This is a genomic window from Victivallis lenta (assembly GCF_009695545.1).
GTDB lineage: Bacteria > Verrucomicrobiota > Lentisphaeria > Victivallales > Victivallaceae > Victivallis > Victivallis lenta.
Genome location: NZ_VUNS01000013.1, coordinates 1 through 24866, shown reverse-complemented (window position 1 = coordinate 24866; position 24866 = coordinate 1). Strand labels below are relative to the sequence as shown.

19 protein-coding genes are annotated in these 24866 nt (G+C 62.3%); 12 read left to right on the top strand and 7 right to left on the bottom strand.

Annotated features, from left to right (window positions below; translation table 11 throughout):
* Positions 1 to 14: 14 nt before the first annotated feature.
* Genes FYJ85_RS12440 through FYJ85_RS12425 form a run of 4 tightly spaced genes read left to right on the top strand, consistent with a single transcriptional unit; the run spans position 15 to position 7868 of the window.
* Positions 15 to 2429: a glycoside hydrolase domain-containing protein gene (locus tag FYJ85_RS12440; protein ID WP_206213153.1), complete on the top strand. Its 2415-nt coding sequence runs from the start codon at positions 15 to 17 to the stop codon at positions 2427 to 2429.
* Between the two features lie 21 nt (positions 2430 to 2450).
* Complete coding sequence (locus tag FYJ85_RS12435) at positions 2451 to 5000, top strand: glycoside hydrolase domain-containing protein (protein ID WP_154418930.1); 2550 nt, start codon at positions 2451 to 2453, stop codon at positions 4998 to 5000.
* Between the two features lie 3 nt (positions 5001 to 5003).
* Complete coding sequence (locus tag FYJ85_RS12430) at positions 5004 to 5756, top strand: sugar-binding protein (protein WP_154418928.1); 753 nt, start codon at positions 5004 to 5006, stop codon at positions 5754 to 5756.
* A gap of 15 nt (positions 5757 to 5771) precedes the next feature.
* Positions 5772 to 7868, top strand: coding sequence for a sodium:solute symporter family protein (locus tag FYJ85_RS12425; protein WP_154418926.1), 2097 nt, complete (start codon positions 5772 to 5774; stop codon positions 7866 to 7868).
* A gap of 103 nt (positions 7869 to 7971) precedes the next feature.
* Here FYJ85_RS12425 and FYJ85_RS12420 read toward each other — a convergent pair whose 3' ends face one another.
* Entirely contained in the window at positions 7972 to 8484 is a 513-nt protein-coding gene (locus FYJ85_RS12420) for a hypothetical protein (protein ID WP_106055368.1), read from the bottom strand.
* 170 nt (positions 8485 to 8654) lie between these two features.
* Here FYJ85_RS12420 and dapA point away from each other — a divergent pair, with 170 nt between their 5' ends.
* The 4 genes from dapA to FYJ85_RS12400 all read left to right on the top strand — a co-directional run bounded on the left by dapA (position 8655) and on the right by FYJ85_RS12400 (position 12594).
* Positions 8655 to 9530 (top strand): 4-hydroxy-tetrahydrodipicolinate synthase, encoded by an 876-nt coding sequence (gene dapA, locus FYJ85_RS12415; protein WP_235903186.1) that lies wholly within the window; start codon positions 8655 to 8657, stop codon positions 9528 to 9530.
* A 239-nt stretch (positions 9531 to 9769) separates the two neighbouring features.
* On the top strand, positions 9770 to 10816 hold the full coding sequence (locus tag FYJ85_RS12410; RefSeq protein WP_154418924.1) for a LacI family DNA-binding transcriptional regulator: 1047 nt from the start codon (positions 9770 to 9772) through the stop codon (positions 10814 to 10816).
* The gene (locus FYJ85_RS12405) at positions 10813 to 11514 is read left to right on the top strand and encodes a type II secretion system protein (protein WP_106055370.1); all 702 of its coding nucleotides are present in this window, start codon (positions 10813 to 10815) and stop codon (positions 11512 to 11514) included. The genes FYJ85_RS12410 and FYJ85_RS12405 overlap by 4 nt, the downstream gene beginning before the upstream one ends.
* 18 nt (positions 11515 to 11532) lie before the next feature.
* Positions 11533 to 12594, top strand: coding sequence for a glycoside hydrolase family 5 protein (locus FYJ85_RS12400; RefSeq protein WP_106055371.1), 1062 nt, complete (start codon positions 11533 to 11535; stop codon positions 12592 to 12594).
* 153 nt (positions 12595 to 12747) lie between these two features.
* Here FYJ85_RS12400 and FYJ85_RS12395 read toward each other — a convergent pair whose 3' ends face one another.
* On the bottom strand, positions 12748 to 13911 hold the full coding sequence (locus FYJ85_RS12395; RefSeq protein WP_154418922.1) for a Gfo/Idh/MocA family protein: 1164 nt from the start codon (positions 13909 to 13911) through the stop codon (positions 12748 to 12750).
* A 127-nt stretch (positions 13912 to 14038) separates the two neighbouring features.
* Here FYJ85_RS12395 and FYJ85_RS12390 point away from each other — a divergent pair, with 127 nt between their 5' ends.
* On the top strand, positions 14039 to 14842 hold the full coding sequence (locus FYJ85_RS12390; RefSeq protein ID WP_106055373.1) for a helix-turn-helix transcriptional regulator: 804 nt from the start codon (positions 14039 to 14041) through the stop codon (positions 14840 to 14842).
* Here FYJ85_RS12390 and FYJ85_RS12385 read toward each other — a convergent pair.
* Both FYJ85_RS12385 and FYJ85_RS12380 read right to left on the bottom strand, forming a co-directional pair.
* Positions 14773 to 16242, bottom strand: a complete 1470-nt coding sequence (locus FYJ85_RS12385) for an MATE family efflux transporter (RefSeq protein ID WP_106055374.1) — start codon at positions 16240 to 16242, stop codon at positions 14773 to 14775. The two genes, FYJ85_RS12390 and FYJ85_RS12385, sit on opposite strands and share 70 nt — an antisense overlap.
* Before the next feature lie 12 nt (positions 16243 to 16254).
* Positions 16255 to 17049, bottom strand: coding sequence for an HAD family hydrolase (locus FYJ85_RS12380; RefSeq protein ID WP_106055375.1), 795 nt, complete (start codon positions 17047 to 17049; stop codon positions 16255 to 16257).
* Positions 17050 to 17244: 195 nt separating this feature from the next.
* On the opposite strand from FYJ85_RS12380, the gene FYJ85_RS12375 reads away from it, so the two are divergent.
* The 3 genes from FYJ85_RS12375 to FYJ85_RS12365 are packed head-to-tail and all read left to right on the top strand — an operon-like array spanning position 17245 to position 20794.
* Complete coding sequence (locus tag FYJ85_RS12375) at positions 17245 to 18264, top strand: mevalonate kinase family protein (protein ID WP_106055376.1); 1020 nt, start codon at positions 17245 to 17247, stop codon at positions 18262 to 18264.
* On the top strand, positions 18261 to 19139 hold the full coding sequence (galU, locus tag FYJ85_RS12370) for a UTP--glucose-1-phosphate uridylyltransferase GalU (RefSeq protein WP_106055377.1): 879 nt from the start codon (positions 18261 to 18263) through the stop codon (positions 19137 to 19139). Before FYJ85_RS12375 ends, galU begins: the two co-directional genes overlap by 4 nt.
* 44 nt (positions 19140 to 19183) lie before the next feature.
* Complete coding sequence (locus FYJ85_RS12365) at positions 19184 to 20794, top strand: DEAD/DEAH box helicase (protein ID WP_154418920.1); 1611 nt, start codon at positions 19184 to 19186, stop codon at positions 20792 to 20794.
* 53 nt (positions 20795 to 20847) lie between these two features.
* Here FYJ85_RS12365 and FYJ85_RS12360 read toward each other — a convergent pair whose 3' ends face one another.
* The 3 genes from FYJ85_RS12360 to FYJ85_RS12350 all read right to left on the bottom strand — a co-directional run bounded on the left by FYJ85_RS12360 (position 20848) and on the right by FYJ85_RS12350 (position 24766).
* Positions 20848 to 22476, bottom strand: a complete 1629-nt coding sequence (locus tag FYJ85_RS12360) for a sensor histidine kinase (RefSeq protein ID WP_154418918.1) — start codon at positions 22474 to 22476, stop codon at positions 20848 to 20850.
* The gene (locus tag FYJ85_RS12355) at positions 22463 to 23131 is read right to left on the bottom strand and encodes a winged helix-turn-helix domain-containing protein (protein WP_154418916.1); all 669 of its coding nucleotides are present in this window, start codon (positions 23129 to 23131) and stop codon (positions 22463 to 22465) included. Before FYJ85_RS12355 ends, FYJ85_RS12360 begins: the two co-directional genes overlap by 14 nt.
* A 114-nt stretch (positions 23132 to 23245) precedes the next feature.
* Positions 23246 to 24766: a tannase/feruloyl esterase family alpha/beta hydrolase gene (locus FYJ85_RS12350; protein ID WP_154418914.1), complete on the bottom strand. Its 1521-nt coding sequence runs from the start codon at positions 24764 to 24766 to the stop codon at positions 23246 to 23248.
* Positions 24767 to 24866 lie beyond the last annotated feature (100 nt).

Genomic DNA, 24866 nt, shown 5'->3' with positions numbered 1-24866 from the left:
GAATGTCCTCCGCGATGAATACGATGAAAAAAACGCTGTCGGCGCTGGCCGCCGTGCTGGCGCTGGCCGCCTCCGGCATGGAGTGGAGCTTCGACGGGCCCGAGCCGCTGCGCAGCGAGGACGGGAAAACGGTCCTGACCGGTTCCGTCACGGTGGCGGAAAAAGCCGGAATCACCGGGAATGCGCTCCGGTTTGACGGAAAGACGGATTTCCTCGAACTGGCCCTGACCGGCGACAACCGGCCGCGCCGGGAGATGACGCTCTCTTTCTGGGTCCGGCCGGAGGAGGGCTGCACGGTGCTGCCGATCGTGCGTTCTCCGCGGCGTGACGTGACCTTCAACGGCACGCCCGGCTTCTTCTGGTTCGAAGTTCACACCGCCGACGGCCGGCAGATCTACAACGGCTGCGCGAATCCGCAGCGGCTCAAGCCCGGGGAGTGGCACCATTTCGCGCTGGTCTACGACCGGACGGGGCTGGCGGCTTATGTCGACGGCAGGCCGGCCGGACGGGCGGAAACGGACGGCGCGCCCGGCGAGCTGCGCTTCTCCGGCGTGCCCTGGCGGATCGGCGGCAGGCTCTACGAAGCGGATGGCAGGAGCTTCGGCTTCTTCCGCGGGCTGCTGGACGATTTCAGGCTGCTTCCGGTCGCGCGGCACGCTTTCCCGGAGGTGGCGGAGCGGCGGCGGCAACAGCTGCTCGAAGCCGCCGGGGTCCGGTCGAAGCCGGAGCTGGAGAAGGCGCGCCGGGCTGAGATGGGACGCCGCTTCGGAGCCGGCGCGGAGCAGCTTCCGTTTTCCGTCGCACAGGTTTCCCCGCTGGAACGGCTTTTGCCGGACGAGCTTTTCACCGGAAAGGTCGGGGAGGCTGTGACGTTCAGCGCCGCCGCCAACGAGCGGGAGAACCGCCAGCTGCTGATTCTCCCGTACGGCGGGAACAATCTCACCGGCGTTGCGGTGAAGCTCCCGGAAACCCTGGCCGACGAATCCGGGAAAGCCGTGCCGTTCACGTTCAGAATCAGCCGGATCGAGTATGCCCGGCTGCCGAAACCGAGCCCGTTCATGTATCCGCTGGAACGGATTCCCGACAAGCTGATCGAAGCCGGTTCGTTCGATATCCCCGGCGACGCATTGGCGCCGCTGTGGCTGGAGCTCTTCGTCCCCGCCGGAACGCCGGGCGGCGTCTATCGCGGTGTGATCTCCATCGCCGCAACCGGCAGTGCGCCGCTGGAGCTGCCGGTCGAGGTGAAGGTCTGGAACTTCGAACTGCCGCGGCGCAACATCGTTCCGACCCTGGTCAATGTGTGGGAGCGCGATTTGCAGACCTTCGTGAAGGAGGGTGACGCGGAAGGTTTCATCGACCTGCTCGACCGATACTGCACCATGCTGCTGGAACACCGGCTGAATCCGGTGGTGCTGGCTCACGCCGGGCTGGTCGCGCCGTGGGTGCGCAAGGCGGTCTATCCCGACTACCGGGTCGAAAACGGCAAAGTCGTTGCGAATATGGCGGCCTTCGACCGGCTGATCGAAAAATACCGGAAGATGGGACTCTCCAAAGTCGCGGTCGGGCCGCATTACAATTTCGACTCCACCAGACTCGGCGGCGGCGACTGGTGGACCAACATCGAAGCGACGCAGCCGGAAAAGATCTGGAGCTTCATTCAGGACCATGCCGAACACCGGGGCTATCTCGACGACGCGGTTGCCTATCCGATCGACGAGCCGGAAGACAACGTCGAATTCATCAACCGCGTGAGCTCCATGCTGAAACAGGCCGCGCCGAGGCTGCCGCTGCTGCTGACCAGCGGCGGGGCGAACTACCCCGATCCGTCGATTCGCGGCGTGGACATCTGGGTGCCGATCCTGCACTGGACCAACCGGGAGCGGCAGAAACAGGAGCGCGCGGCCGGCCGTCCGGTCTGGACTTACGTCTGCACCGGGCCGAACTATCCGAATCCGAATCTGCACGCGGATACCCCTCCCTGCGGCATCCGGATGCTGGCGGTCGGCGCGGCGCGGTTCGACTACGACGGCTTCCTGCACTGGGCCGCCAACTTCAACACCTATCGGAACGCGCCCGCCGACGAGCCCAACTCCTTTGCGGCCGGCGAAGGCACTTACATCCATGCGGACGGCGCCGGGCGCCCGGTGCCGACCGTCCGGCTCAAGACGCTGGCGGACGGGATGGAGGACTGGACCATGCTGCTGATGCTCAAAGAGCGCCGTCCGGACGCCTTCGCCGCGATCCGCAGGAAACTGGAGGCGCTGATTCCGGAACGCAAGTACGATCCGGCCGGAGCGGTGACGCTGAAATCCCCGAAGGAGGGGTCGTTTCACACCTTCCTCGACGGCGAAGCATTTTTTCCGGTCTACGACCGGCCCGGGCTCTGGCTGGAGCTCCGTAACGAAATCGGCGAAGCGCTGAGTAACTGAATCGACAGGAGAAGAATTCACATGACTGCATGCAGGAAAATGATTTGCGGACTGGCGGGGCTCGCCGCGCTGGCCGCTTCGGCGGGAACCCCGGTGCTGACCGTGCCGGAGACCGCGCAGCCGCCGGCGATCGACGGCAGGGTGGAGCCCGGCGAATGGCGCGACGCGCTCGAAATCACCGGCTTCCAGCTGGCGAACGGACAGGGGCGGGCGAAGGAGGAGACCCGCGTTTTTCTGAAATACGACCGGGATCACCTGTACGTCGCGGCGATCGCTTCGGACGGCAACACGAAAATCCTGAACCGGGGCGGCGCCTATGACGACTGCATCGAGATTTTCGTCATGACGCCGTTCAACCGGAATATCTACCACTGGCTGCTCTATTCGCGCGGAACCGCCGGCTTGAACTACGTCGATGAGGAGTACGGCGGCATGGACCGCCTGCCGCCGGTGGCCGCCGCGTGCAAGGCGACCGTGAATGACGGCAGCTGGATGGTCGAGGCGGCGCTGCCTGCCGCCGGATACGACCTTACCGGCATCTTCCGTTCTCCGGGCTGGAAGATCAGCTGCCACCGCTCCTTCAACCACAATCAGACGGCGAAGGAGGACGGGCGGGGGCCGGAGTTCTCCGGCTTCGCGCCGATCCCCGGGCAGTTCCAGAAACCGCTGGAGTTCCCGGAACTGAAGCTTGGAGGAAAAGGGACGATTCCCGTCCGGATGACGAAGTTTTCCGAGCGGGAGTTCCGGATTGCGGCTTCTCCGGCGGCGGAACTGCGTATGACGGTCGACGGCGGGAAAGCCGTCTCCGTGCCGAACCGGAACGGCGTGTTTGAGTCCGCCGTTCCCGCCGGGACCCGGACGCTCGAACTCCTGCTCACGGACGGGGCGGAGGTGGTTTTCGCCAACCGCTGGAACTTCCCCGCCGATCCGGCCCCGGCCCGCCGGGAGCTGCGGGAGAAACAGATGGCGACCCGGGGGCTCGGGATATCCGCCGCCGGCAGTTTCGAGCGGATCTTCTCCGACCTGCCGTATTTCGGCGACAGGCGTGAATTTTCCCTCGAAGCCGCCCGCAACGAATTCGAAAACTTCCAGCTCGTGCTGTTTACCGGCAGGGATGCGGTCGACGGTATCACGGTGGAGGCTTCCGAACTGCGCAGCGGGAAGGGCGGCGTGATTCCCGCCGCAGCATTCCGGATCAGCCGGGAGGGCAGCGCGACGGCGCTGCCGGTCGGCTACCCGACCGTGCGCGGCGCCGGCGACTACCCAGACCCGCTGTTCCCGCTGGCGGGCAAGCTCTCGCTGAAGCCCGGAGAGGTCCGGCCGCTCTGGATTTCGCTGAAGGTCCCGATGGAGGCGGCGCCCGGAAACTACACCGGTTCCATCCGGGTGGCCGACGGCTCCGGCAGAACCGAAACCGTCGCCGTGAAGCTGGAGGTATACCCGTTTGCGATTCCGAAGAAGCACAGTTTGAAAACCGCGTTTTCGATCTGGGAAACCTCGTTGCGGCGGCGGTTCTTTCCCGACGAGGAGACGATGGACGTTGCGAAATTCACCGCGCTGGTCGACCGATATGCGATGATGCTGGTCGAGCACCGGCTGACGCCGATCATTTTCGGGGTCCCGGCTCTCCTGCCGAAGCGGGTGGTCGATACGTCGGGGCAGAGCTTCGAAATGCAGCCGGACGGCTCCTGCGAAGTGAAGGCGGAGGTCTATGACGCTTTGAATAAAAAATATCTCGAAGCCGGCGCCACCGGTTTCTGCACCGGCCCGTACCTGTGGCACTTCATGACCGAAGATCACGAAGTTCCGGCGGAATGGCCGGCGGTCTGGCGCGCGGTGAACAGGCATTATGCGGAAAACGGCATGGCGAAGCACGCCTTCGCCTATCCGGTCGACGAGCCCGGCAACGGCCTGAACGACAAGGTGAGGAAGATGACCGGCGTCATCCGGGAAAACGCGCCGGATCTGAAAATCCTCGTGACCGGCGTGAACGCGAACTTCCCGTCGCGGCTGGTCGACAATATCGACTGCTGGGTTCCGGCGCTGCACTGGACCAATTTGAAACGCAAAGCCGAAGAGCAGGCCGCCGGCCGCGAAGTGTGGCAGTATCCCTGTTCCGGGCCGTGGTATCCGTGGCCGAACTACCATCTCGACACCGACGCCTCCGCCTGGCGCGCCGTCGCCTGGGTGACCGCAAAGGAGAAGTTCGACGGCATCCTCTACTGGGCGACGGCGATCTTCAATCCGGATGATCCGTTCGTCAACAACGCCAACGGCGTGAACGGTGACGGTGTGCTCCAGTATCCGGCCGGGGACGGGTCGCCGCTGGCGAGCATCCGGCTCAAGGTGATCTGTGACGGCATGGAGGATTACGAATACATGGTCCTGCTGAAAAACGCAGTTGCCGAGGCGAAGAAGCAAAAGCGTTCTCCGGAAGCGGTCGCCGAAGCGGAGGAGCTGCTGAAACTCGATTCGGTGTTCCGCACCATGGACGACTATTCGCGCAGCGAAGACGATTACCGGAATTTCCGCCGCCGCGCGGCGGAACTGATCGGCCGGCTGGGGCGGTGACGCATGAAACTGCGGCTGTACTCTTTTATCGTGCTGCTGGCGGCCGCCGCGGGGTGCGGGGGGGTTCCGCCGTCCGCTCCTCCCCGGCTGGCGGCGGCGTGGACGGCGGAACCGGTCACGCCGGACGGCGTCGCCGCGGAGGAGGTCTGGAGCCGGGCGCAGCCTTATCCGCTGCTGCCGCCGCGCGACCGCAATGGCGGCACCGGCTGTCGTCAGCCCGGCACGGTCCGGTTCGCGTACGACGACCGATTCCTCTACGTGCTGGCCGAGCTTGACGACGACGATGTCGTCCAGGAGGAGGAGCGGGACAACCGGCACCTGTACGAGACCGGCGACGTGCTCGAGCTTTTCCTCTGGCCGGAGGGGAAAGCGCATTACTGGGAGATTTACGCCGCTCCGAACGGGAGGCGCTCCATGCTGTTCTTTCCCGGCGCCGGGCGGAAGATCTTCCTGACCGCGATGCAGGAGCATACCCGGCTTCGCGCCGGAGCCCGCGTGGACGGCACGCTGAATGACTGGAGCGACCGTGACCGGGGCTGGACGGCCGAAATCGCGATCCCGCTGGAGGAACTGACCCGGTACGGCGATCCTTTCGGCGCTTCGGGAAACTGGCGCGCGATGGCGGCGCGCTACAATTATTCCGTGACGCTGCCGGAGATCGAATACTCCGCCACCAGTCCGCTGCCGAAAACCGACTTCCATCTCCGCGAAGCATACGGCAAGCTGGTGTTTCCCGAAAGAATTGAACATAAATAAGGATTTCATCTGATCATGCCCATGCATTTCGTCGATTGGCTGCTGGTTGCGCTTCCGCTGCTGGTCATTCTGGGAGTCGGTTTCAGGGCCCGGAGCTATATCAAAAGCGTCTCCGGCTTTCTGTCGGCGGGGAGGTGCGCCGGCCGCTATCTGCTGAGCGTCGCCGACGGTTCGGCGGGACTCGGGCTCATCACGATGGTGGGCATGTTCGAGATGTATTACCGGACCGGCAACTCGATCGGCTTCTGGAGCGGGATCGGCATTCTGGTCGGGCTCGTGATGACCATGACCGGTTTCGTGACCTACCGCTACCGGGAGACCCGCGCGATGACGCTGGCGCAGTTCTTCGAAATGCGTTACAGCCGGAGTTTCCGGGTGTTCGCCGGACTGCTCAGCTTCCTGTCCGGCATCCTCAATTACGCGCTGTTTCCGGCGATCGGCGGGCGGTTCTTCCTCTACTACTGCGGCTTTCCGGAGACGTTCCGGCTCCTCGGAATCGAATTCTCCACTTTCGGCACGCTGATGGCGCTCTTTCTCGGCGTGGCGCTCGTCATCGTGATGACCGGCGGGCAGCTCACCACCATGATCACCGACTGCCTGCAGGGGATTTACAGCTACTTCGCCTACGCGCTGCTGGTGGGGGTGATTCTCTACACCTTCAGCTTCAGGCAGTTCAGGGAGGTGATGCTCGCGCGGCCCGAGGGGTACTCCTTCCTAAACCCCTTCGACACCGGCATGATGACCGACTTCAACATCTTCTACGTGCTGATCGGAATCTTCTACACCATCTACTGCCGCATGGCGTGGCAGGGCAATCAGGGGTACAACTCCTGCGGAGCCTCGCCCCACGAGCAGAAGATGGGCGGCGTGCTCGGCGTCTGGCGCAACGGCTTCCAGACCGTTGCGCTGCTGCTGCTGGTGTTCGGCGCCTACGTCTATATGAACCACGCCGATTTCGCTTCGCAGGCGGCGGCGGTCAATGCCGAGCTGTCGCAGATCCGGTTCGACTCCGCGCAGACCACCGAAACCATCCGGAATCAGATGACCGTGCCGGTGGCGCTGCGCAGCATCTTCCCGGTCGGCGTGACCGGGGTGTTCTGCGCGCTGGCGCTGTTCCTGATGCTCAGCACCGACACCACCTATCTGCACAGCTGGGGCAGCATTCTCGTGCAGGACGTGATCCTGCCCTTCCGCCGCAAGCCGCTTTCTCCCGGAGCGCATCTGGCGCTGCTGCGGATTTCGATCTTCGCGGTGGCGGCCTTCGCGTGGGTGTTCAGCTTCTATTTCGGGCAGGTCACCTACATCCTGATGTTCTTTGCGGTCACCGGGACGATCTACCTCGGCGGCGCCGGTTCGGCGATCATCGGCGGACTCTACTGGAAACGCGGCACCGCCGCCGGGGCGTGGACCGCGATGGTGTTCGGCTGCATCGGCGGAGCCGGCGGTTTTCTGCTGCAGAAATACTGGGAACGCCCGATCTATCCGTTTCTGGATGAACATGTCCCGGAACTTCTGGCCTCTTTCGGCAAAACGCTCGAAGCCGTCGGACGCGCCGTTCCGATTCTGAACTGGAAGATGTCGCCGACCAGCTTTCCGATCTCCGGGCAGGAGCTGTTCTTCTTCGTCTCCGTGCTGTCGATCCTGCTTTATATCGCGGTGTCGCTGCTGACCTGCCGCAGACCGTTCGATTTCGACCGGATGCTCCACCGCGGCAGGTACAATCTCGAACATCGGGCGGCGCAGGATGCGCTGCCCGAGTTGAAGCCCGGTTTCCTGCGCTGGCGGACGCTGCTCGGCATCACGCCGGAATATACGCGCGGCGACCGGATTCTGGCCTGTTCGGTACTGATATGGACGCTGCTCGGATTCGCGGAATTCCTGTTTGCCGCAGTCGTCAATCTGTTCTTCACGCGCTGGAGCAACGAGGGCTGGTTCCTGTGGTGGCAGTACATCACGGTCGGCCAGGGGCTGCTGTACGGAGTTGTCACCACGGTCTGGTTCACCTGGGGCGGCGTGCGTGACCTGAGGCGGCTGTTCCGCCACCTCAAGGCGCAGCAGGATGCCCCCGGCGAGGAGCAGGACGACGGGCGCGTCCACGCCCCCGGGGAATGAACCTTCCCGGGATATGATTCACTATGAAACACGGAGATTGCCATGAACCGGATTCCGGGTGCTGCGCAGGGCAGGGACCCGGAACGCGGCCGGCGGGAGACGGTTATTTTTCCGGCTCGACGACTTCGAGTTTTTCCGGTTCGCCGCCGGAGTATTTGAGAAATTCGGCACGGAGGATGCGGATGTAGCTGGCGTTGGTCCTGACCTCTTCCAGGCTGCCGCGGATCTGGCCGTAGTTCAGGTCGACGTCGCGCTGGATCTGCCGCCAGTTGCTGGTTTCGCCGTCGTAATCGTAGGCGGTGTTGAAGCGTGGTTCGACACTGCGCGATTCGGATTTCGACACGACCTGCTGTTCGGTGATCAGAATGGCGTCGGCTCCTTTGCTTTCCGCCTCGCTTTTGAGTTTGGCGAGCAGCCGGTCGCGGCTGACGTCGCGGTAATCGCCCGAGGCGGTCGCCTGCCCCAGGACGCGGTAGGAACGGCCGATCCGGGTCGCGTCGGTGTAGACGGAGACCTCGTTGCCGGAGGGGGACTCCGTTTCGCCGACATACTGGAAATTCACGCACCCGGCCAGCAGCGCCAGGCAGGCGAGGAACGGAACGCTTTGCTTGATCATGGACGTATTTCTCCTGTTTTGCTTCATAAGTTATCCGGCGAGGGGGGAATTTTCAAATCAAATCCGAAAATAAGATTGATTTTCGGCCCGCAATGCGTTATTTTATATGTACGGGTTCGCCGTCGGTTTATGAAAACATGGGATTCAAACAATTTTCCGGAGCAGATAAAATGATGAAGTTCGAAGGAGTTTACACCGCGCTTGTGACGCCGTTCCGCAATGGAGAGGTCGACTACGAGGCGCTGAAGAAGCTGGTTGAACTCCAGGTCGCGGGCCGGGTGAGCGGGATCGTTCCGGTCGGCACCACCGGGGAATCGCCGACGTTGAGCCCGCAGGAGCACCTGAAGGTGATCGAGACGGTGATCGAAACTGCCGCGGGGCGCTGTCAGGTCATCGCCGGTACCGGAGCGAATTCGACGGAGGAGGCGGTGTTCCTGACCTCCGAGGCGAAGGCGGTCGGCGCCGATGCGACGCTCCAGGTCACGCCGTATTACAACAAGCCGACGCAGGAGGGGCTTTACCGTCACTTTTCGACGGTCGCCGACAAGGTCGGCCTTCCGGTCGTTCTGTACAATGTGCCGGGGCGCAGCGGGGTGCCGATCGCCGAAGCGACGGTGGCGCGCCTTGCGAAGAATCCGGTCATCATGGCGGTCAAAGAGGCCGCCGGCAGCGTGGACCGGGTTTCGGCGATTCTCGACTTGTGCGATATCACCGTGCTCTCCGGCGACGATTCGCTGACGCTGCCGATGATGTCGGTCGGCGCAAAGGGGATCATCAGCGTCTCTTCGAACCTGATTCCGGGCGAGATGAGCGCGATGGTCAGGGCGGCGCTCGAGGGTGATTTCGCAAAGGCTTATGCGTATCACCGCAAATATTATCCGTTCTTCCGCGACCAGTTCGTCGAAACCAATCCGATTCCGATCAAGGCCGCGATGGCGATGGCCGGGCTCATGGCGGAGGAGTACCGCCTGCCGCTCTGCGAACTTTCGCCCGAGCACCGCGAAAAGCTCGCCGCCACGCTGAAGCGCTGCGGTATCCTCGGCTGATTCCCGTTTGCAATCCGCATTGGCGCGGTCCGGAGCCGAATCTCTCCGGACCGCGTTTTTATTTGCATGGATTCTCAAATGATTTCCATGAATTTCCAAAGTGTAATTTGTTCGTGTGCATGTGATTGCATTGGTATTTCCGATTCTGTTTTCAAAAATATGATTTCTTTTGGGAAAGATATTTGGATTTCCTTCCGCCAATTGTCATAATTAATGGCAAACGAGAAGGAGGATCGCATATGGTTCTTTCCCATGCCACAATCCGCGAAGTGGCCGAACGGGCGAATGTCAGTATTTCGACCGTGTCGCGGATCCTGAACGGGAAGAGCGGCCACCGTGCTTCGACCGTCGAATCGGTGCGCCGCATCGCTTCGGAGATCGACCGGGAGGAGGCGCAAAGCGCCGCATCGCTGCAGGCGCCGGAGAGCATCGGCATCGTCATGGCCGCGTTTTCGGATTTTCTGAACACAAGCTACAACAGCACGCTGATTTCGGCGATTCTGGAGGCGCTGACCGTCGAAGGCTTCACAACCCAGTTCATCACGCGCTGCTACTCGCAGATGAACGCTGTGTTTTTCCGTAATGTCGTGCGCAGCTACCGGCTCAAGGGACTGCTGATCCCGGAGTTCGATATTTCGTATGCCGTTTCGCGCGAACTTGCTTCATTCGGTATCCCGGTCGTGTCGATCGGCAACCGGAACGGGGCGGAGATGCGCTGCAACATCTGCGTGGACGACTTTTCCGCCGGCTGCGATGCGGCGACCTATCTCTGGAGTCTCGGCCACCGGAGCTTCGGCTTCATCGGCATGTCGCAGCTCGATATCGGCCAGCGGCAGCGGCTGACCGGATTTCGTGAAACGATCCGTGAACTCGGCGGTCGCCCCGAAGATATCTGGATCAGGGAGTTCCGGCATATCGGGGACTCCACCACTCTCGCCGCCCTGGAGCTGAGCCGGATGCCGGAGCGTCCGACCGCGCTTTTTTCAACCAACAGCCTGATGACGCAGAAGCTGATCAGCGACCTGCACCGGCTCGGAATCGATACGCCGGAGGATATTTCTATCATCTCCTTTGAGGAAAATGGCGAGCTTGAATTCCTGAATACGCCGGTTACGGTCATCGCCCAGCCGACCCGCCAGATGGGCAAGGCCGCGGTGAATGCTCTGGTCCGGCTGCTGCACGGATATCCGGTCGAAGCCCGGCACAGGCTCGATTATGCGCTGGTGATCCGTGAAAGCACGCGCTCCTGCAAACCGCACAATCTCAATACGGAGGAAAAGAAATGAATTCGCGCCGCTTCACCCTGATCGAACTTCTCATTGTGATCGCAATCGTTGCGATTCTGGCCTCAATGCTGCTGCCGGCGCTCGGCAAGGCGCGCAGCTCGGCCAGGAAAACTCAGTGTACCGGGAATCTGAAAATGTACGCTTCGGCCGATCTGCTTTATGCCGGGAGTTTCGACGACTACATGACGCCGATCAACTACGGCGGCTCGGACCGCTCGTATTGGTTCAACAACGAAGCGTGGCTCACGATGCTCGGGCAGCCGCCGGTCTGGAGCGGTGATCGTCACGACATGCCGGCCGGACTGCTCTGCCCGGCAAAGCCGGTCCCTCTGAGCAACAGCAAATGGACCGGCAACTGGTACGCCAAGAATCATTATTACCCCGGCAGCGATTACTGGGGGAGCCTCTATGCGAACTTCTCGACCTCGAAGCTCACAAAACTTCGCAGTGCATCGTGCAAGATCAATACGATGGACAGCGGCAATTCCGAGGGCGTCGTGCGGTGCGACCGTTCCGAGTTCAAGCTCTGCTTTCCGTGGACGGAAGAGGGGCAGTGGCGCGCCGCTTCTTACCGGCACGATGCCAGGATCAATCTGTCGTTCTGGGACGGGCATGTCGAAACCTTCTCCCCCGCGAAGCTGTTCGGTGACGGCTGGGGCTGGAATACCTTCAATTTGTATTGGGTCATGGATAAATAACGAAAGGATTGCTGGGGAATGAGGAATATATTGAAACTGTTGTGCCTTATGCTTGCTGCCGGCTGTTCCGCTGCCGTCTCCGCCGCCGGAATCGCGGCGTGGGACCGCCCGCTGCGCGGCGTCATGGTCTCCGAGCGGATCGGAGAAGAGGATATCGCCGTGCTGAACGACTGGAATGTGAATCTCGTCCGCTGGCAGCTGCGCTGGCAGGATTTCCCGAAGAGTCCGGCCGACACCGCCGACGCGGCGGCCTATGACCGCTGGCTCGGGGAGGCGCTTGCCCACTTCGACACCCGGCTGCCGCTGTTGCGGAAGTACGGGATCAGGGTGGTGCTCGATCTGCATACGCCGCCGGGTGGACGCATCCACCCAGGCGCGGCCTGCCGGATGTTCACCGAAGCGGCCTTTCAGAAACAGTTCATCGAAACCTGGAAACGGATCGCGGCGCGTTACCGCGGCAATCCGGACATCATCGGTTACGATCTGATGAACGAACCGGTGGTTCCCGCCGTGCCGGGGGAGGGGTGCAGGCCGTGGCGGGAGCTGGCGTCCGATGCAGTCCGGGCGATTCGGAACATCGATCCGGAGATGCCGGTCGTGTTCGAGAACCAGCAGTGGGCGATCCCGAATACGCTGACGAATTTCAGGCCGCTGCCGTTCCGTGATGTGATTTACAGCATCCACTTCTACTATCCGTACGAGGTTGCGTTTCAGGGGTTGAACGGCAGTCCGGCCGGAATCGAATATCCGGGGACGATCAACGGGGAAATGTGGGATCGGGCACGGCTGGAGAAAGAACTTCTGCCGGTGATCGATCTGCAGAAGAAGCATGACGTTCGGATTTTTATCGGCGAGTTCAGCTGTATCCGCTGGGCGCCGGAGGGGACGGGCCGCCGGTTGCTGGCGGATATGATCTCGATTTTCGAGGAGCGGAAATGGGCGTGGACCTATCATGCGTTCCGGGAATGGAGCGGCTGGAGCGTCGAACACTCGCGCAACCCCGCTGAACAGGAGCGGGCGCTCTGTCCGACCGACCGCGAACAGCTTTTGCGGGAAGCGTTCAGCCAAAACCGGAAATGACTGTACGGGCAAAACGCGGCTGCATCAGATTTGATGGCGGTCTGTCCGTTCTGCCCGTTAAGTCCGTTTGGAACTTTGTCTGGCAATGGGGGGCTTTGAAGGCGCGTCAGCGTCAGCCGGCAGTCTGCGCGCCTGTTCGGGCCCCGCCGGTTTCTATTTCACCTGGCCGTTGCGGAAGTAGGCTTCGAGCTCCGGCGCGAGCGGCGGCACCTCCTGCGGCATATTGCCGTTCCGCATCGATTGGTGGCCGAGCACTCCCGCGGCGACCGCGTCGCGGGCCGCCAGCGGCGACGCATTGGTCGGTGCCCCGTGGCGCACGAAAGCGAGAAAGTTGTCGATGATGAGCGGGTCCGAACCTCCGTGCGAGCCGGAGGCCGGCTTCAGGTGGTAGACGATATCCGGCGTGGAACGCGGTCCGCGGCGCGTCCAGACATGCACCTCGCAGTCATCGCTGTCGCCGATGTTCTCCACCCGTCCCCGGGTGCCGATGAAGGTGTAGTTGCGCTCCGCATCCGGAGCATAGTGGCACTGCGCGTAGACTGCCTGCGCGCCGTTTTCGAGCTGCATCAGGACCATGTTGTGATCTTCGACGTCGATGACCGGCGAGAAGCCGCCCTGTTCGAGCGGCGGGTAACGGTCGTCGGACCAGTTTGCCGCCTCCGGTTCGTCCGGCGACCTGCGGCTGCAGCGGTCGTAGACCGAGAGCATTCCCATGCCGACCACGCGGCGCGTGCGCGACCCCATGAGCCAGTGCATGACGTCGATGTCGTGCGCCCCCTTCTGCAGCAGCAGCCCGTTCGTATTCTTCTGTTCGGAGTGCCAGTCGCGGAAGTAGGCGTCGCCGCCGTAATTGATGAAGTGGCGGCACCAGCCGCACTGAACGTCGCCGATCAGCCCGGAGTCGATGATCTCCTTCATCTTCAGGACCACCGGAAAATAACGCATGTTGTGGCCCACGAAAAGCTTCGAGCCGGTCCGCATTGCGGTTTCGAGAATGCGGTCGCACCCCTCGAGCGTGATCGCCAGCGGCTTTTCGAGGTAGACGGCCTTGCCCGCTTCGAGCGCGGCGACCGCCATCTCCTCGTGCAGGAAATCCGGCGTCATGATGAAGACCACGCTGATTTCCGGATTGTTCAGGAGTTCCCGGTAGTCGCCGGTCACGGCGGCGTCCGGAAACGCCTCCTGAAACTTCCGGCGCGCCTCTTCTCCCGTGTCGGCCCCCATGGCGACGATCCAGCCGTTTTCCGGCTGATGGGCGCGGCGCGCGTGTTCGCCGCGGCCGCCGGTTCCGATGATTCCGATTTTTTGCGTTTCCATAAGATCACTCTCCCGGTTTGTGGTTTGCATCTGTCGGTATTATGCGTTAATTTAAACGGGAATACAACCGTCCAGGCCGATTTTTCGTAAAAAACTCATGTGCTATTTGAAATAAGGATGTGGAATCTTGAAAACAGAACTTTCCGACAGTACAGCCGATCCGCCTTTCCCGTTCCGGCTGCTCCATGCCGGGTGGGGAATCGCGAGTGAGGCGCCGTGCCGGTTTGAGCACGTCGATTATGAATATGTCACGGTCGAATATGTCGTGCAGGGGCGCGGCCTGCTCGAGAGCGACGGGCGGCGCTTCGAATGCGGCGCCGATTCGGTCTACTTCCTGCACCGCCGCAGCAATCACCGTTACTGGACGGTTCCGGAAGCGCCGTGGCACAAGCTGTTTTTCATCGTCGACGGTCCGCTGGCCGACCTGCTGGTCGGCGGCTACCGGCTGGACCGGGTGTATGCGGTTCCGGGCGTTCCGCAGCTGCGGCGGTTCTTTGAGGAGATGCGGGAGCTTGGATACGGCGGTCCGGCCATCGACCGGCGGGCCGCGGTGATTTTCCACGAATTCGCCGAGGCGTGCGCCGGGACGCTGCGCGAGGCGGCCGAATCCGTCCGCCCGGAGATCGCCGGGCTCAAGAGAGCCCTGGACGGCAGCATCGACCGCCGGTTCCGCCTTGAACCGTTCTGCGAGGCGGCCGGTTACTCTCCGGCTCATATGATCCGCCACTTCCGGCTCGCCTTCGGGTGTCCGCCGTACGAATATCTGATGCGGCGGCGGATCGAAGCGGCGCAGCGGCTGCTGACCTATTCTCGAAAATCGGTCAAGGAAATTGCGGAGATGCTCCGCTTTTCGGACCAGTACTACTTTTCCGGCTGTTTCAAGGCGCGGGTCGGCAGCAGTCCGAGCCGGTACCGCAGGCGAAGCAGGTAAAGTCTCAGGCGGTCGCGCCGGAAGCCGCGGAGACGGCTTCGCGGCCGTTCCGCTTCTCCGGCCTCTGTCCCGGAGTCGAACCGGCGGCTGACGGTGAAGTAGGCCGCGGCCAGCAGCGCCGTCGCGCCGACCCAGGCCAGCGGCGTTGCCCAGAATACGCCGAGATACCCGAAAACCGGGGCCAGCAGGATCGAAGCGGCGATCCGCACCACGAGTTCGGCGCCGCCGGCCATCATCGGCATGAAGGAGCGTCCGATTCCCTGCAGTACATTGCGGTAGATGAAAAGCTGCCCGAGAATGATGAACAGTGCGGCGGTCATGTAGATGTAATTCTGCGCCTGGGCAGTCGCCACCGGCTCGGAGTCGACCGGGATGAAAATACCGACCAGCGGACGGCTGAAGAGGGCCAGCGCAATGCCGCTGACGATGCACCAGGCGACCGAGATCAGCGTGCATTGCGTCACGCCGGTGCGGACCCGGTCGAGCCGCCGGGCACCGTAGTTCTGCGCCGCGAAGGTTGCGATCGCGATGCCGAGCGTGAACATCGGCTGCACGGCGAGCTGTTCGATCCGGGCTCCGGCCGTGAAGGCGGCGATGGTCACCGTGCCGAACCGGTTGATCTCCTCCTGCATGACCAGCACGCCGATCGCCGTGATCGAGAACTGAAAGGCCATCGGCAGCGCGACGCGCAGATGCTCCCAGGCGAACCCGGCGTCGAACCGCCAGTCCTCCCGGCGCGGACACAGCAACGGGAAACGCCTGCGGATGTAAAGCAGGCAGAACAGCGCCGAAAGCGCCTGCGCAAGCACGGTCGCCCAGGCCGCTCCGGCGATCCCCATGCCGAAGGTGATGATGAAGAGCAAATCCAGCCCGATGTTCAGGAACGTCGCGATCACGAGGAAAAGCAGCGGCGTCCAGCTGTCCCCGAGCGCCCGGATGAAACAGGAGAGCAGGTTGTAGAAGACCGTTGCGGCGGTTCCCCAGCAGAGAGCCGCGACGTAGACGACCGAGTCGGCCAGGATGTCGTCCGGCGTATTCATGAGCCTCAGCAGCTGTTCGATGAACGGCAGCGAGACCAGCATGCCGAGGCCGGTCGCGGCTGTGCCGAGCAGAGTCGAGACGGCGACCGAACGGCGCACGCCGTCGTAATCCTTCGCGCCGAACCGCTGGGCGGTTATGACCGCGAAGCCGTTCGTGAGTCCGAAAAAGAAGCCGAAGACCAGAAAGGTCAGCGCGCCGGTCGCGCCGACCGCCGCCATGGCCGAAAGGCTGATCGTCCGGCTGACGATCGCCATGTCGGCCATGAAGTACAGCTGCTGGAAGATGTTGCCGATCAGCAGCGGCACGGAGAAAAATAAAATCAGTCTGGCCGGATTCCCGGTTGTCATGTCATGTGTCATGGAGATACCTGTTCAAAGAAACGGGAAACGTTCCCGCATGGCGGTCATTACGCCGTTTTCGTCGTTGGAGAGTGTTTCGTACCGGCAGAGCAGCTTCAGATCCGGATGCGCGTTCGCCATCGCGTAACTGTAAAAGCTGTACTCCATCATGGGGACGTCGTTCAGGTAATCGCCGAAAGCCATCGTCTCCTCCGGCGAACAGCCGAAATACTCCTGCAGCTTCCGCATGGCGAGCCCCTTGTCGACGCCGGGATTCATGAGGTCCACCCAGCATCTCGCGGAGAGCGTGACCCGGAATCGGTCTTCGAAGCGGCGGAGCGGCGGGTAGCTGTTGGATTCCGCGCCGTCGGCGTCGAAGGCCGCGATCTTGCAGATCCGGTCGTGCTTCGCGGCCTCGAGGACATCCGGAACGATCTCGAGCCGTTTATAATAAATGGAGGCGTTTTCGAGCAGGACGGCGTCGTCGCTTTCGATCCAGGCGGCTCCGGTTCCGCAGATCAGCGGATAGGCGTTCGGGATCGACCGGATCAGCTCCGCCGGTTCGGAGAGCTTCGGAAACGGGACCTCCGAGAGAAATATATCCTCCCCGCGCCAGACCACCCGGGCGCCGTTTTCACAGAGAAAGATGATTTCGTCCCGCAGGCCGTCGAAGTAATTCACCACGCCCTCGTACTGGCGCCCGCTGGCGACGGCGAAACGGACGCCGTTCCCGGAAAGCGCGCGGACGGCGTCGCCGAATCCGGCGGGAATCTCCCCCCGGCTGTTCAGCAGAGTTCCGTCCATGTCCGCAGCCACCAGCCTGATCATGTCTACACCTCAATTGATTATTTATAAATCTTATTTATTAAATATATCGCATTCTGTCCGCTTTTTCAAGATGCGGCACGGTATTTTTCCGGCATTTCGATGAAAACGCGGTAAACGGTTTGCAAAAGTCGGCGGGGAACGGTATATTACCGGATTAAGCGGAAATTAAAAAGTCAGATTGCGGAAAATTTCATTATGATCATCAAAACCATCGCGTTTCCCCGCGCGGCGCTTATCGGGAACCCTTCCGACGGTTATCACGGCAAAACGATTGCTTTTGTGTTTCGCAATTACCAGGCGGAGGCGGAGCTGTATGAGACGCCCGAGCTCGAGCTGTGGCCTTCAAAGCGCGATCATAATATTTTTTCGTGCATGGATGCGCTCAGCGCCGATGTGCAGCAGTACGGCTATTACGGCGGAATCCGCCTGCTGAAGGCGGCGGTCAAAAAGTTCAACGAGTTCTGTCACGCCGAAGGGATCAGGCTCGAGAAGAAGAATTTCACGATCCGCTATTCGAGCACGATTCCGAACCGGCTCGGGCTGGCGGGGTCGTCGGCGATCATCACCGCCGCGATGCGGGCCATGATGGAGTTCTATCATGTGAAGCTCGCCCCGGCCGTGCTGGCCAACGTCGTGCTCTCCACTGAACGGGACGAGCTCGGCATTCCGGCCGGGCTGCAGGATCGTGTCGCGCAGGCCTATAATACGCCGGTGTTTATGGACTTCGACCGCGAGTACATGCGCGAGCACGGCATCGGGCGGTATGAGCCGATCGAAATTCCGGCCGGGCTGAATCTGTACGTCGCTTACCGTACGGATCTTGCGGAGGGCTCCGAGGTGCTGCACAGCCGCCTGCGCGAGGACTACGAATCCGGCGTCCCTCAGGTGGTGGCCGCCATGGAGGAGTGGGCGCAGCTGACCTGCCGGGTCAAGACCGCTTTCGAGCGGCGGGATTTCAATGCTGTCCCGGAGCTGCTGAACCGCAATTTCGATCTCCGCTGCGAAGTCTGCCCGAACGCGGTCAGCTCCAAGAACCGGCAGATGGTCGAGCTCGCCCGCTCGGTCGGCGCCTCGGCGAAATTCACCGGTTCCGGCGGCGCGATCATCGGAACCTACGAGAACGAGAAGATGTACTGCGAGCTTGTCCGGGTCCTGAAAACGGAAGGGATCAACGTGATCAAGCCGGAGATCGTCGGAACGGGGTGCGCGCGATGAAGAAGATTCGCAAGGCCGTCATTCCCGCCGCCGGATTCGGCACGCGCTTCCTCCCGTTCACCAAGGCCGTGCCGAAAGAGCTGATTCCGCTTGTCGACAAACCGGTGATTCAGTATGTCGTCGAAGAGGCGGCGGCCGCCGGAATCGACCAGATCCTGATCATCACCAGCAATGGGAAAAATGCGATTCAGGATCATTTCAACCGCGCCTTCGAGCTTGAAAGCCGGCTCGAGGCCACGAAGAAGCAGGAGCTCCTCGAAGAGCTCCGCTCCATCAGCCGCCTTGCCGATATTCACTACATCCACCAGCAGGAGCTGAACGGGCTCGGCGACGCCGTGCGCTGCGCGAAGTCGTTCGTCGGGAACGAGCCGTTCGCGGTGCTGCTCGGCGATACCGTGCTTGATTCGGCGACGGAGACGACGGTCACCGGCCAGCTTGTCGCGGCCTTCGAAACGTTCGAGTCTCCGGTCACCGCGCTCGAGACGGTCCCGATGGAGCGGGTGAGCCGCTACGGCGTGGTGGACGGCGAATGTATCGGCGAGGGGCTTTACAAAGTCAACGGGTGGGTCGAGAAGCCCGCTCCGGAGGAGGCGCCGAGCAATCTGGTCATCGCCTCCCGCTACATCTTCACGCCGGATATCATGGCGGCGCTGGAAAGGACGCCGCGCGGCAAAGGCAACGAGATCCAGCTGACCGACGCGATGCGCCTTCTGCTCTCGCGCCGTGCAATGTACGGGCGGGTCATCGCCGGAAAACGCTACGATCTCGGCAATAAACTCGGGTTCCTGACCGGAACCGTCGAATTCGGGCTGCGGCGTCCCGAATTCCGCGAAGCGTTCGCCGCATATCTGAAAGAAGTCGTTAAAAATCTGTGAGGTGCGCCAACCATTCGCAAGCACCCGGAGGAAAGAAGTGTAACATGCTGAAGAAACTGAAGAAAGCCCTGAAAGTCCTGCTCGGAGTCGATGAGCAGCATAAGGTCGTCGTGAAAATCGAACCGGCCGCGAAAAAGCCGGAGGAGAAGAAGAAGCCGCGCGCCGCCAGGGAACAGCCGTCCCGCAGGGCGCGGGAGAAGCAGGGGGAAAAAACGCGGGAACGGTCCCGCGACGGAGAGGGGCGCGTCGCAGCGTCCTCCCGCCCGAAACGCGAGCGCGGCCCGAAGCGCGAACGTTCCGAACGTCCGGTTCAGGTCGAGACCCCGGATGCGCCGAAGGCCCCGAAGCCGGAGCATCCCGCCGCGCTCAAAGAGGTTCCGCCGGCGGAGGGCAAGGTGCGGTTTCTCGATCTGCCGCTGCATGAAGAGGTCCAGTACGGCGTGCAGAACGCCGGATTCGAATATTGCACCCCGATTCAGGCACTGGCGCTTCCGGCGCTGCTTGAGCGGCGCGACCTGGCCGGCAAGGCGCAGACCGGAACCGGCAAGACGGCCGCGTTCCTGCTGGCGACTTTCACGCGCTTCCTGAACAATCCGCTGGAGGGTGACCGCAAGCCGGGCCGGCCGCGTTCCCTCGTACTGGCGCCGACCCGCGAACTTGCGATGCAGATCCATAAGGATGCCGAAGCGCTCGGCGTCTTCACAGGGCTGACCAGCGTCGTCGTATTCGGCGGCATGGACCATGAGAAGCAGCGCCGTTCCCTGCGGCAGCCGGTCGATCTCGTCATCGGCACCCCGGGGCGCATCATCGATTATTCGCGCGGCGGAGACCTCGATCTTTCGAAGGTCGAGGTTCTGGTCATCGACGAGGCGGACCGCATGCTCGACATGGGGTTTATTCCGGACGTGAAGCGGATCGTGGCGCAGCTGCCGAAGAAGGGAGAACGCCAGACGCTCCTGTTCTCGGCGACGCTCGAGGATCACATTCTGCGGTTCACTTCGGACTGGCTGGCCGATCCGGTCGTTTTCGAGAGCGAGCCGGAGAACATGGTCAGCGAGAACATCGAGCAGACGTTTTTCTCCGTGCTGCGCGACGAGAAACTCGCGCTCCTGCTGCACATTCTCCGCACCGAACCGTATGAGCGGATCATTATCTTCGGCAACCGCAAGGATGTGAACCTGCGGCTGCAGTACGACCTCGCCCGTTTCGGCTACGACGTCCCGGTGCTGTCCGGCGACATTCCGCAGGACAAGCGGATCAAAATCCTCGAGAAATTCCGGGCCGGAACCGAAAAGATCGTCATTGCGACCGACGTCGCCGCGCGCGGCATCCATGTCGACAACGTTTCGCTGGTCATCAACTACGATTTGCCGGAGCGCGCCGAGGATTACGTCCACCGCATCGGCCGTACCGGCCGCGCCGGGCATACCGGCAAATCGATCAGCTTCCTCTGCGAATACGGCGCGTATTTCCTGCCGGATATCGAAAAGCTGCTCGGCGTCCAGTTCCCGAGTGAACAGCCGACCGATGAAATGCTCCGGATGCCGGAGCCGGTTCCGGGCGCGAAGCCCGCAAAGCAGGCCGGGCGGCGCTCGTCCGGCGGCAGTTCCTTCCGCCGTTCTTCGAGCGGCAGCCGCGGCCGCAGCCGCCGCTGATTTCCGGCAGCCGCCGGGCAGGGGGAGGGGGAGGCGAAACGCCTCCCCCGTTTTTATTTGGCGAGAAGGCCGGGGAGGCGGACGGTGAACCGGCTGCCCCGCGGAAGGACGGCTTCGACGGTGATGCTGCCGCCGGCAGCCGTGACGATGGCCGAGACGAGACTCAGGCCGAGCCCGTTGCCGGGCAGCGAACGGCTGTTGTCCGCCCGGTAGAACCGCTTGAAGATTTCCGGGCGCTCCTCCTCGCGGATGCCGCAGCCGGTATCCGCGACGGAGAAGCGGATTTCGCCGTCGCAGACGCTCAGTTCGACATCGACGGCGCCGCCCTCGGGAGTGAATTTGATTGCATTGTCGAGGAGGTTGGCGGCGACCTGCTGAAGTTTCTGCTGGTCACAGCAGACCAGGACCGGCGTTTCCGGCAGGCGGAGCGTCAGTTTCTGATGTTTCTGTTCGGCCGGCATCGAAAACAGCTCTGCGGAACGCCGCAGCATGGCGCGGAAATCGAAACGGCTGCGGGTGATTTCGACTGCGCCGGATTCCGTCCGGGAGATTTCCAGCATCATATTGATCAGATTCAGCATCCGGTAGCACTCTTCGCCGATGTCTGCGACTGTGTTCTGGTAGATTTCGAGCTCCTGCCGGCCGGAGGCGGCGAGTTCGGCGCGCCCGAGGATGCGGGTCAGCGGGGTCCGCAGGTCGTGGGCGATATTGTCGGAGATGTTCCGCTGCTCGTTCATGAGCGTCTCCGTATTGCCGACCATCCGGTTGAAGGTGCGGATCAGGTGGTCGATTTCGCTGCCTTCCCCGGCGGAGTGGACGCGCAGGGAGTAGTCGCCGGCGGCGATTACGTCCGCGGCGCGGCAGACCCGGTCGATGCCGGAGACGAACCGCCGGGCGAGCAGCCATCCCACCAGCGCGCCGATCAGCAGGATCGGGATTCCGGTGATGCAGAAAATGGCGATGAGCCGGTCCAGTGACTCGTCCATCGCGTGGAGGCTGCCGCCGATCGCGAGAATCGTGCCGTCATACTGCCGCTGGTATGCCAGCCGGAGATTGTGCCGGCCGGGACGTATGATCGTATATTGGACGGATTCCTGCCCGGGGCGGTAATCGAATTCCCTGAGAAAAGCGAGCAGCTGCGGTGCGAACGGGGAACTGGCCAGCACCTCGCGTTCGGGGGAAAGCAGCAGAAAAAAGGTCTGGCCCCGTCCTTCTCCGTAGGTTTCGCTGTTGAACTCTTTTTGCAGGAAACCGGCATGTCCGGCGTGCTTCATGATCTCGGCTTCGAACGATTCGTCCGCCAGATTGAGCCGAAGCCGGCAGAGGCGGCCGCCCTGTGTGCCGAGCAGGGTGAATTGCTGTTCGTCGCCGACGTTCCGGAAGGCGGAGAGCGGCGAAAAACCGTCGATTTTTCGTTCGATGATCCGGAGTGCCGCCTCCGGCACGCGCTTGAAGGGAACGGCTCCGAAAGTGGTGTCGAACTCCCGGCCGGTCAGGTATTCGTAGGCGAACTCGTTGAGGAAGACCGAGAGCTTCCGGTCCATCGTTTCGAGGTGGCTGAGCCGCCAGTAAAAGTAGACCGTCGTAAAGACGACGCCGAAGGAGAGCGCGAAAAGCAGCGCATAGCCGACGGCGATCCGGCACTTCACCGTGGAGAGGAAGCCGGTTTTACTCCAGAACATATCCGAAGCCCCGCACGGTACGGATCATCTTGTCGTCGAATGGCTTGTCGATTTTCTCGCGGAGCCGGAATATGCCCGCTTCGACGATGTTGGTCTGCGTGTCGAAGTTATATTCCCAGACATGCTCGAGAATGGTGGTTTTGGAGACGACCCGCCCGGTGTTGCGCATGAGGTATTCGAGCAGCTGGAATTCGAGCGGCTGAAGCTCGATCGGCACGTTCCGCCGGGTGACTTTCCGTCGGATCAGGTCCAGTGAAAGGTCGCGGACGGTAAGCTCGGTCGGTTCGCTCGTGGCGGTGGCGCGGCGGATCAGCGCCTGGATTCGGGCGAGCAGCTCGGAGAACGAAAACGGCTTCGCCAGATAGTCGTCGCCGCCTTTCTCGAGCCCTTTGATCTTGCTCTCGACCGAATCGCGCGCGCTGAGGACGATGATCGGCAGCCGCAGCCTGGCGGCCCGGATCTCTTCGATGACGGTGAGGCCGTCGAGTTTCGGCAGCATGATATCGACCACGGCGGCATCGAACGGCTCGCTTTTGGCCTTGAAAAGCCCGTCCAGCCCGTCCGCGGCGCAACAGGCCCGGAATCCGGCTTCATTCAATCCGCGGGATATGAAATCGGCGGTTTTGGCATCGTCTTCGATGATCAGGATTCTCATGTTCCCCTCCGATGATCTTGCTTTACCGGATAATATAGCCCGCTTTACGCCGCATGCTCTCCCTTTTGCTCGATTTTTATCGTATTTTTTTCGTGTTTTCCGCGCCAGGGGGCGTCATTCGGCGGCTTCCGGCCGGTAGCGCGGGGCGACGGGGGCGGCGCCGCGGAGCGCCGGCTCCGGGAAGAAGCCGCGTTCGGGGGTGTACCCGGTTTTCTGCGGGTACGGGTAGAGCGGGATATCGACCGTCTCTTCGCCATACTGCCGCTTCAGGCGGATTTCGCCGGGGCGGACGCCTTTTTCGCACCAGTTGACCAGCAGCGAAAACGGGTCCGTCACGCCGTTGATTCCGTGCTCCATGCCGGGCACCAGGTAATAGACGAAGAACTCCTGCAGCTTTTCCGGCGACCCGGCTTCGGCGGCGCAGCGCTCGTAATAGTCGAGCGTCGCGTGGTACGGGACGATCGAATCCGCCGTGCCGGAGAACATGACCAGCCTGCCGCCCCGCCGGGCGAATGCGGAGAGATCCGGATTTTCGGCGTTCAGCACGGGGCCGAGCTTTTTCGTGTAGGCGTCCATATCCGCATCGAAGTTGAGCTCCGCGAGCTCCTGTTCGAGGCCGAATGCCCAGCGGAACAAATAGAGGTGTCCGGTTGCGGCGAGAATGGAGCTGCCGACCGGGACGCCGTTGAAGATGCGTTCGCCGGCGGAGTTGACCGGACCGTTGAAGATTTTCCGCAGCATCCCGGCGTGTTCCGGGGTCAGCGAAGGGTCGTTTTTCATGGCCAGGGCGATCACGCCCTCGATCTCCTCCGGCGTGACGCGGGGATCGGAGACGGCTTTGCCGGCCAGCTGCGAGATTTCGCGCTGCGCCATGTATTCGATGCCGGAACGCATGATGCTCCGGTCCTGCTCCGGGGTCAGCGGGTGCCGCCGGACCAGCTGCCAGTTCCAGAGAAAATACGCATGCAGCGGCGTCCGGCAGTGGGCCGGGACATTGGCGACGATGCCGTCGTAGTCGTCCGGATAACGCTGCGCCTCCTGGAGCGCCTGCTGTCCTCCGGTCGAAGCGCCGACGAAATATGAGAAAGCGGGCGGCTTCCCGTAACAGCTTTGGATCAGCTGCCTGGCCGCCGTCGTCATCAGATGGGTGGCCCGGTAGCCGAAGTCCTTCCATACTTCAGGGTTGCCGACGCCGGAGTTGTCGTTCGGCGCGGTTCCCATATCAGTGGCGGCCACGGCGTATCCGCGCTTGATCCAGCCGATGAAGCCGGCCGGGTTGATCGAACCGGCGGCTCCGCCGTTGCCGAGGCCGACGAACCGGCCGTTCCACCGGCCGGCGTCGGGCAGCCAGACTTCGACGTTGATGTTCGACCCCTTCGCCGGCTGCAGCAGCAGTTTGACGATGGTGCGCGGCGGTATCCCGGTGATCGTGTTCCGGTTCGCATCGGTGAACTCCGATGCGTCGGTGTATACGGCCGACAGCACTTTGCCGTTCGGGACCGCACATTTCCTGACCGTGTCCGGCTGCCCCGAGGCGGCCATGCCGGAATCGAAGGCCGCCATCAGCCCGGACAGCAGCAGAAACGAAAAACGCTTCATTTTCACTCCATCCTGAATCCGTGAAATTTTGTCCATGTGTTTTTCATGCGGATTCAAACGTTGTTTTTTGCCGGATTTTCCGGCGTTTTCTGTTCTGATTTTTGTCTCGGCTTCCGTCAACTTTCGTTATTCATCG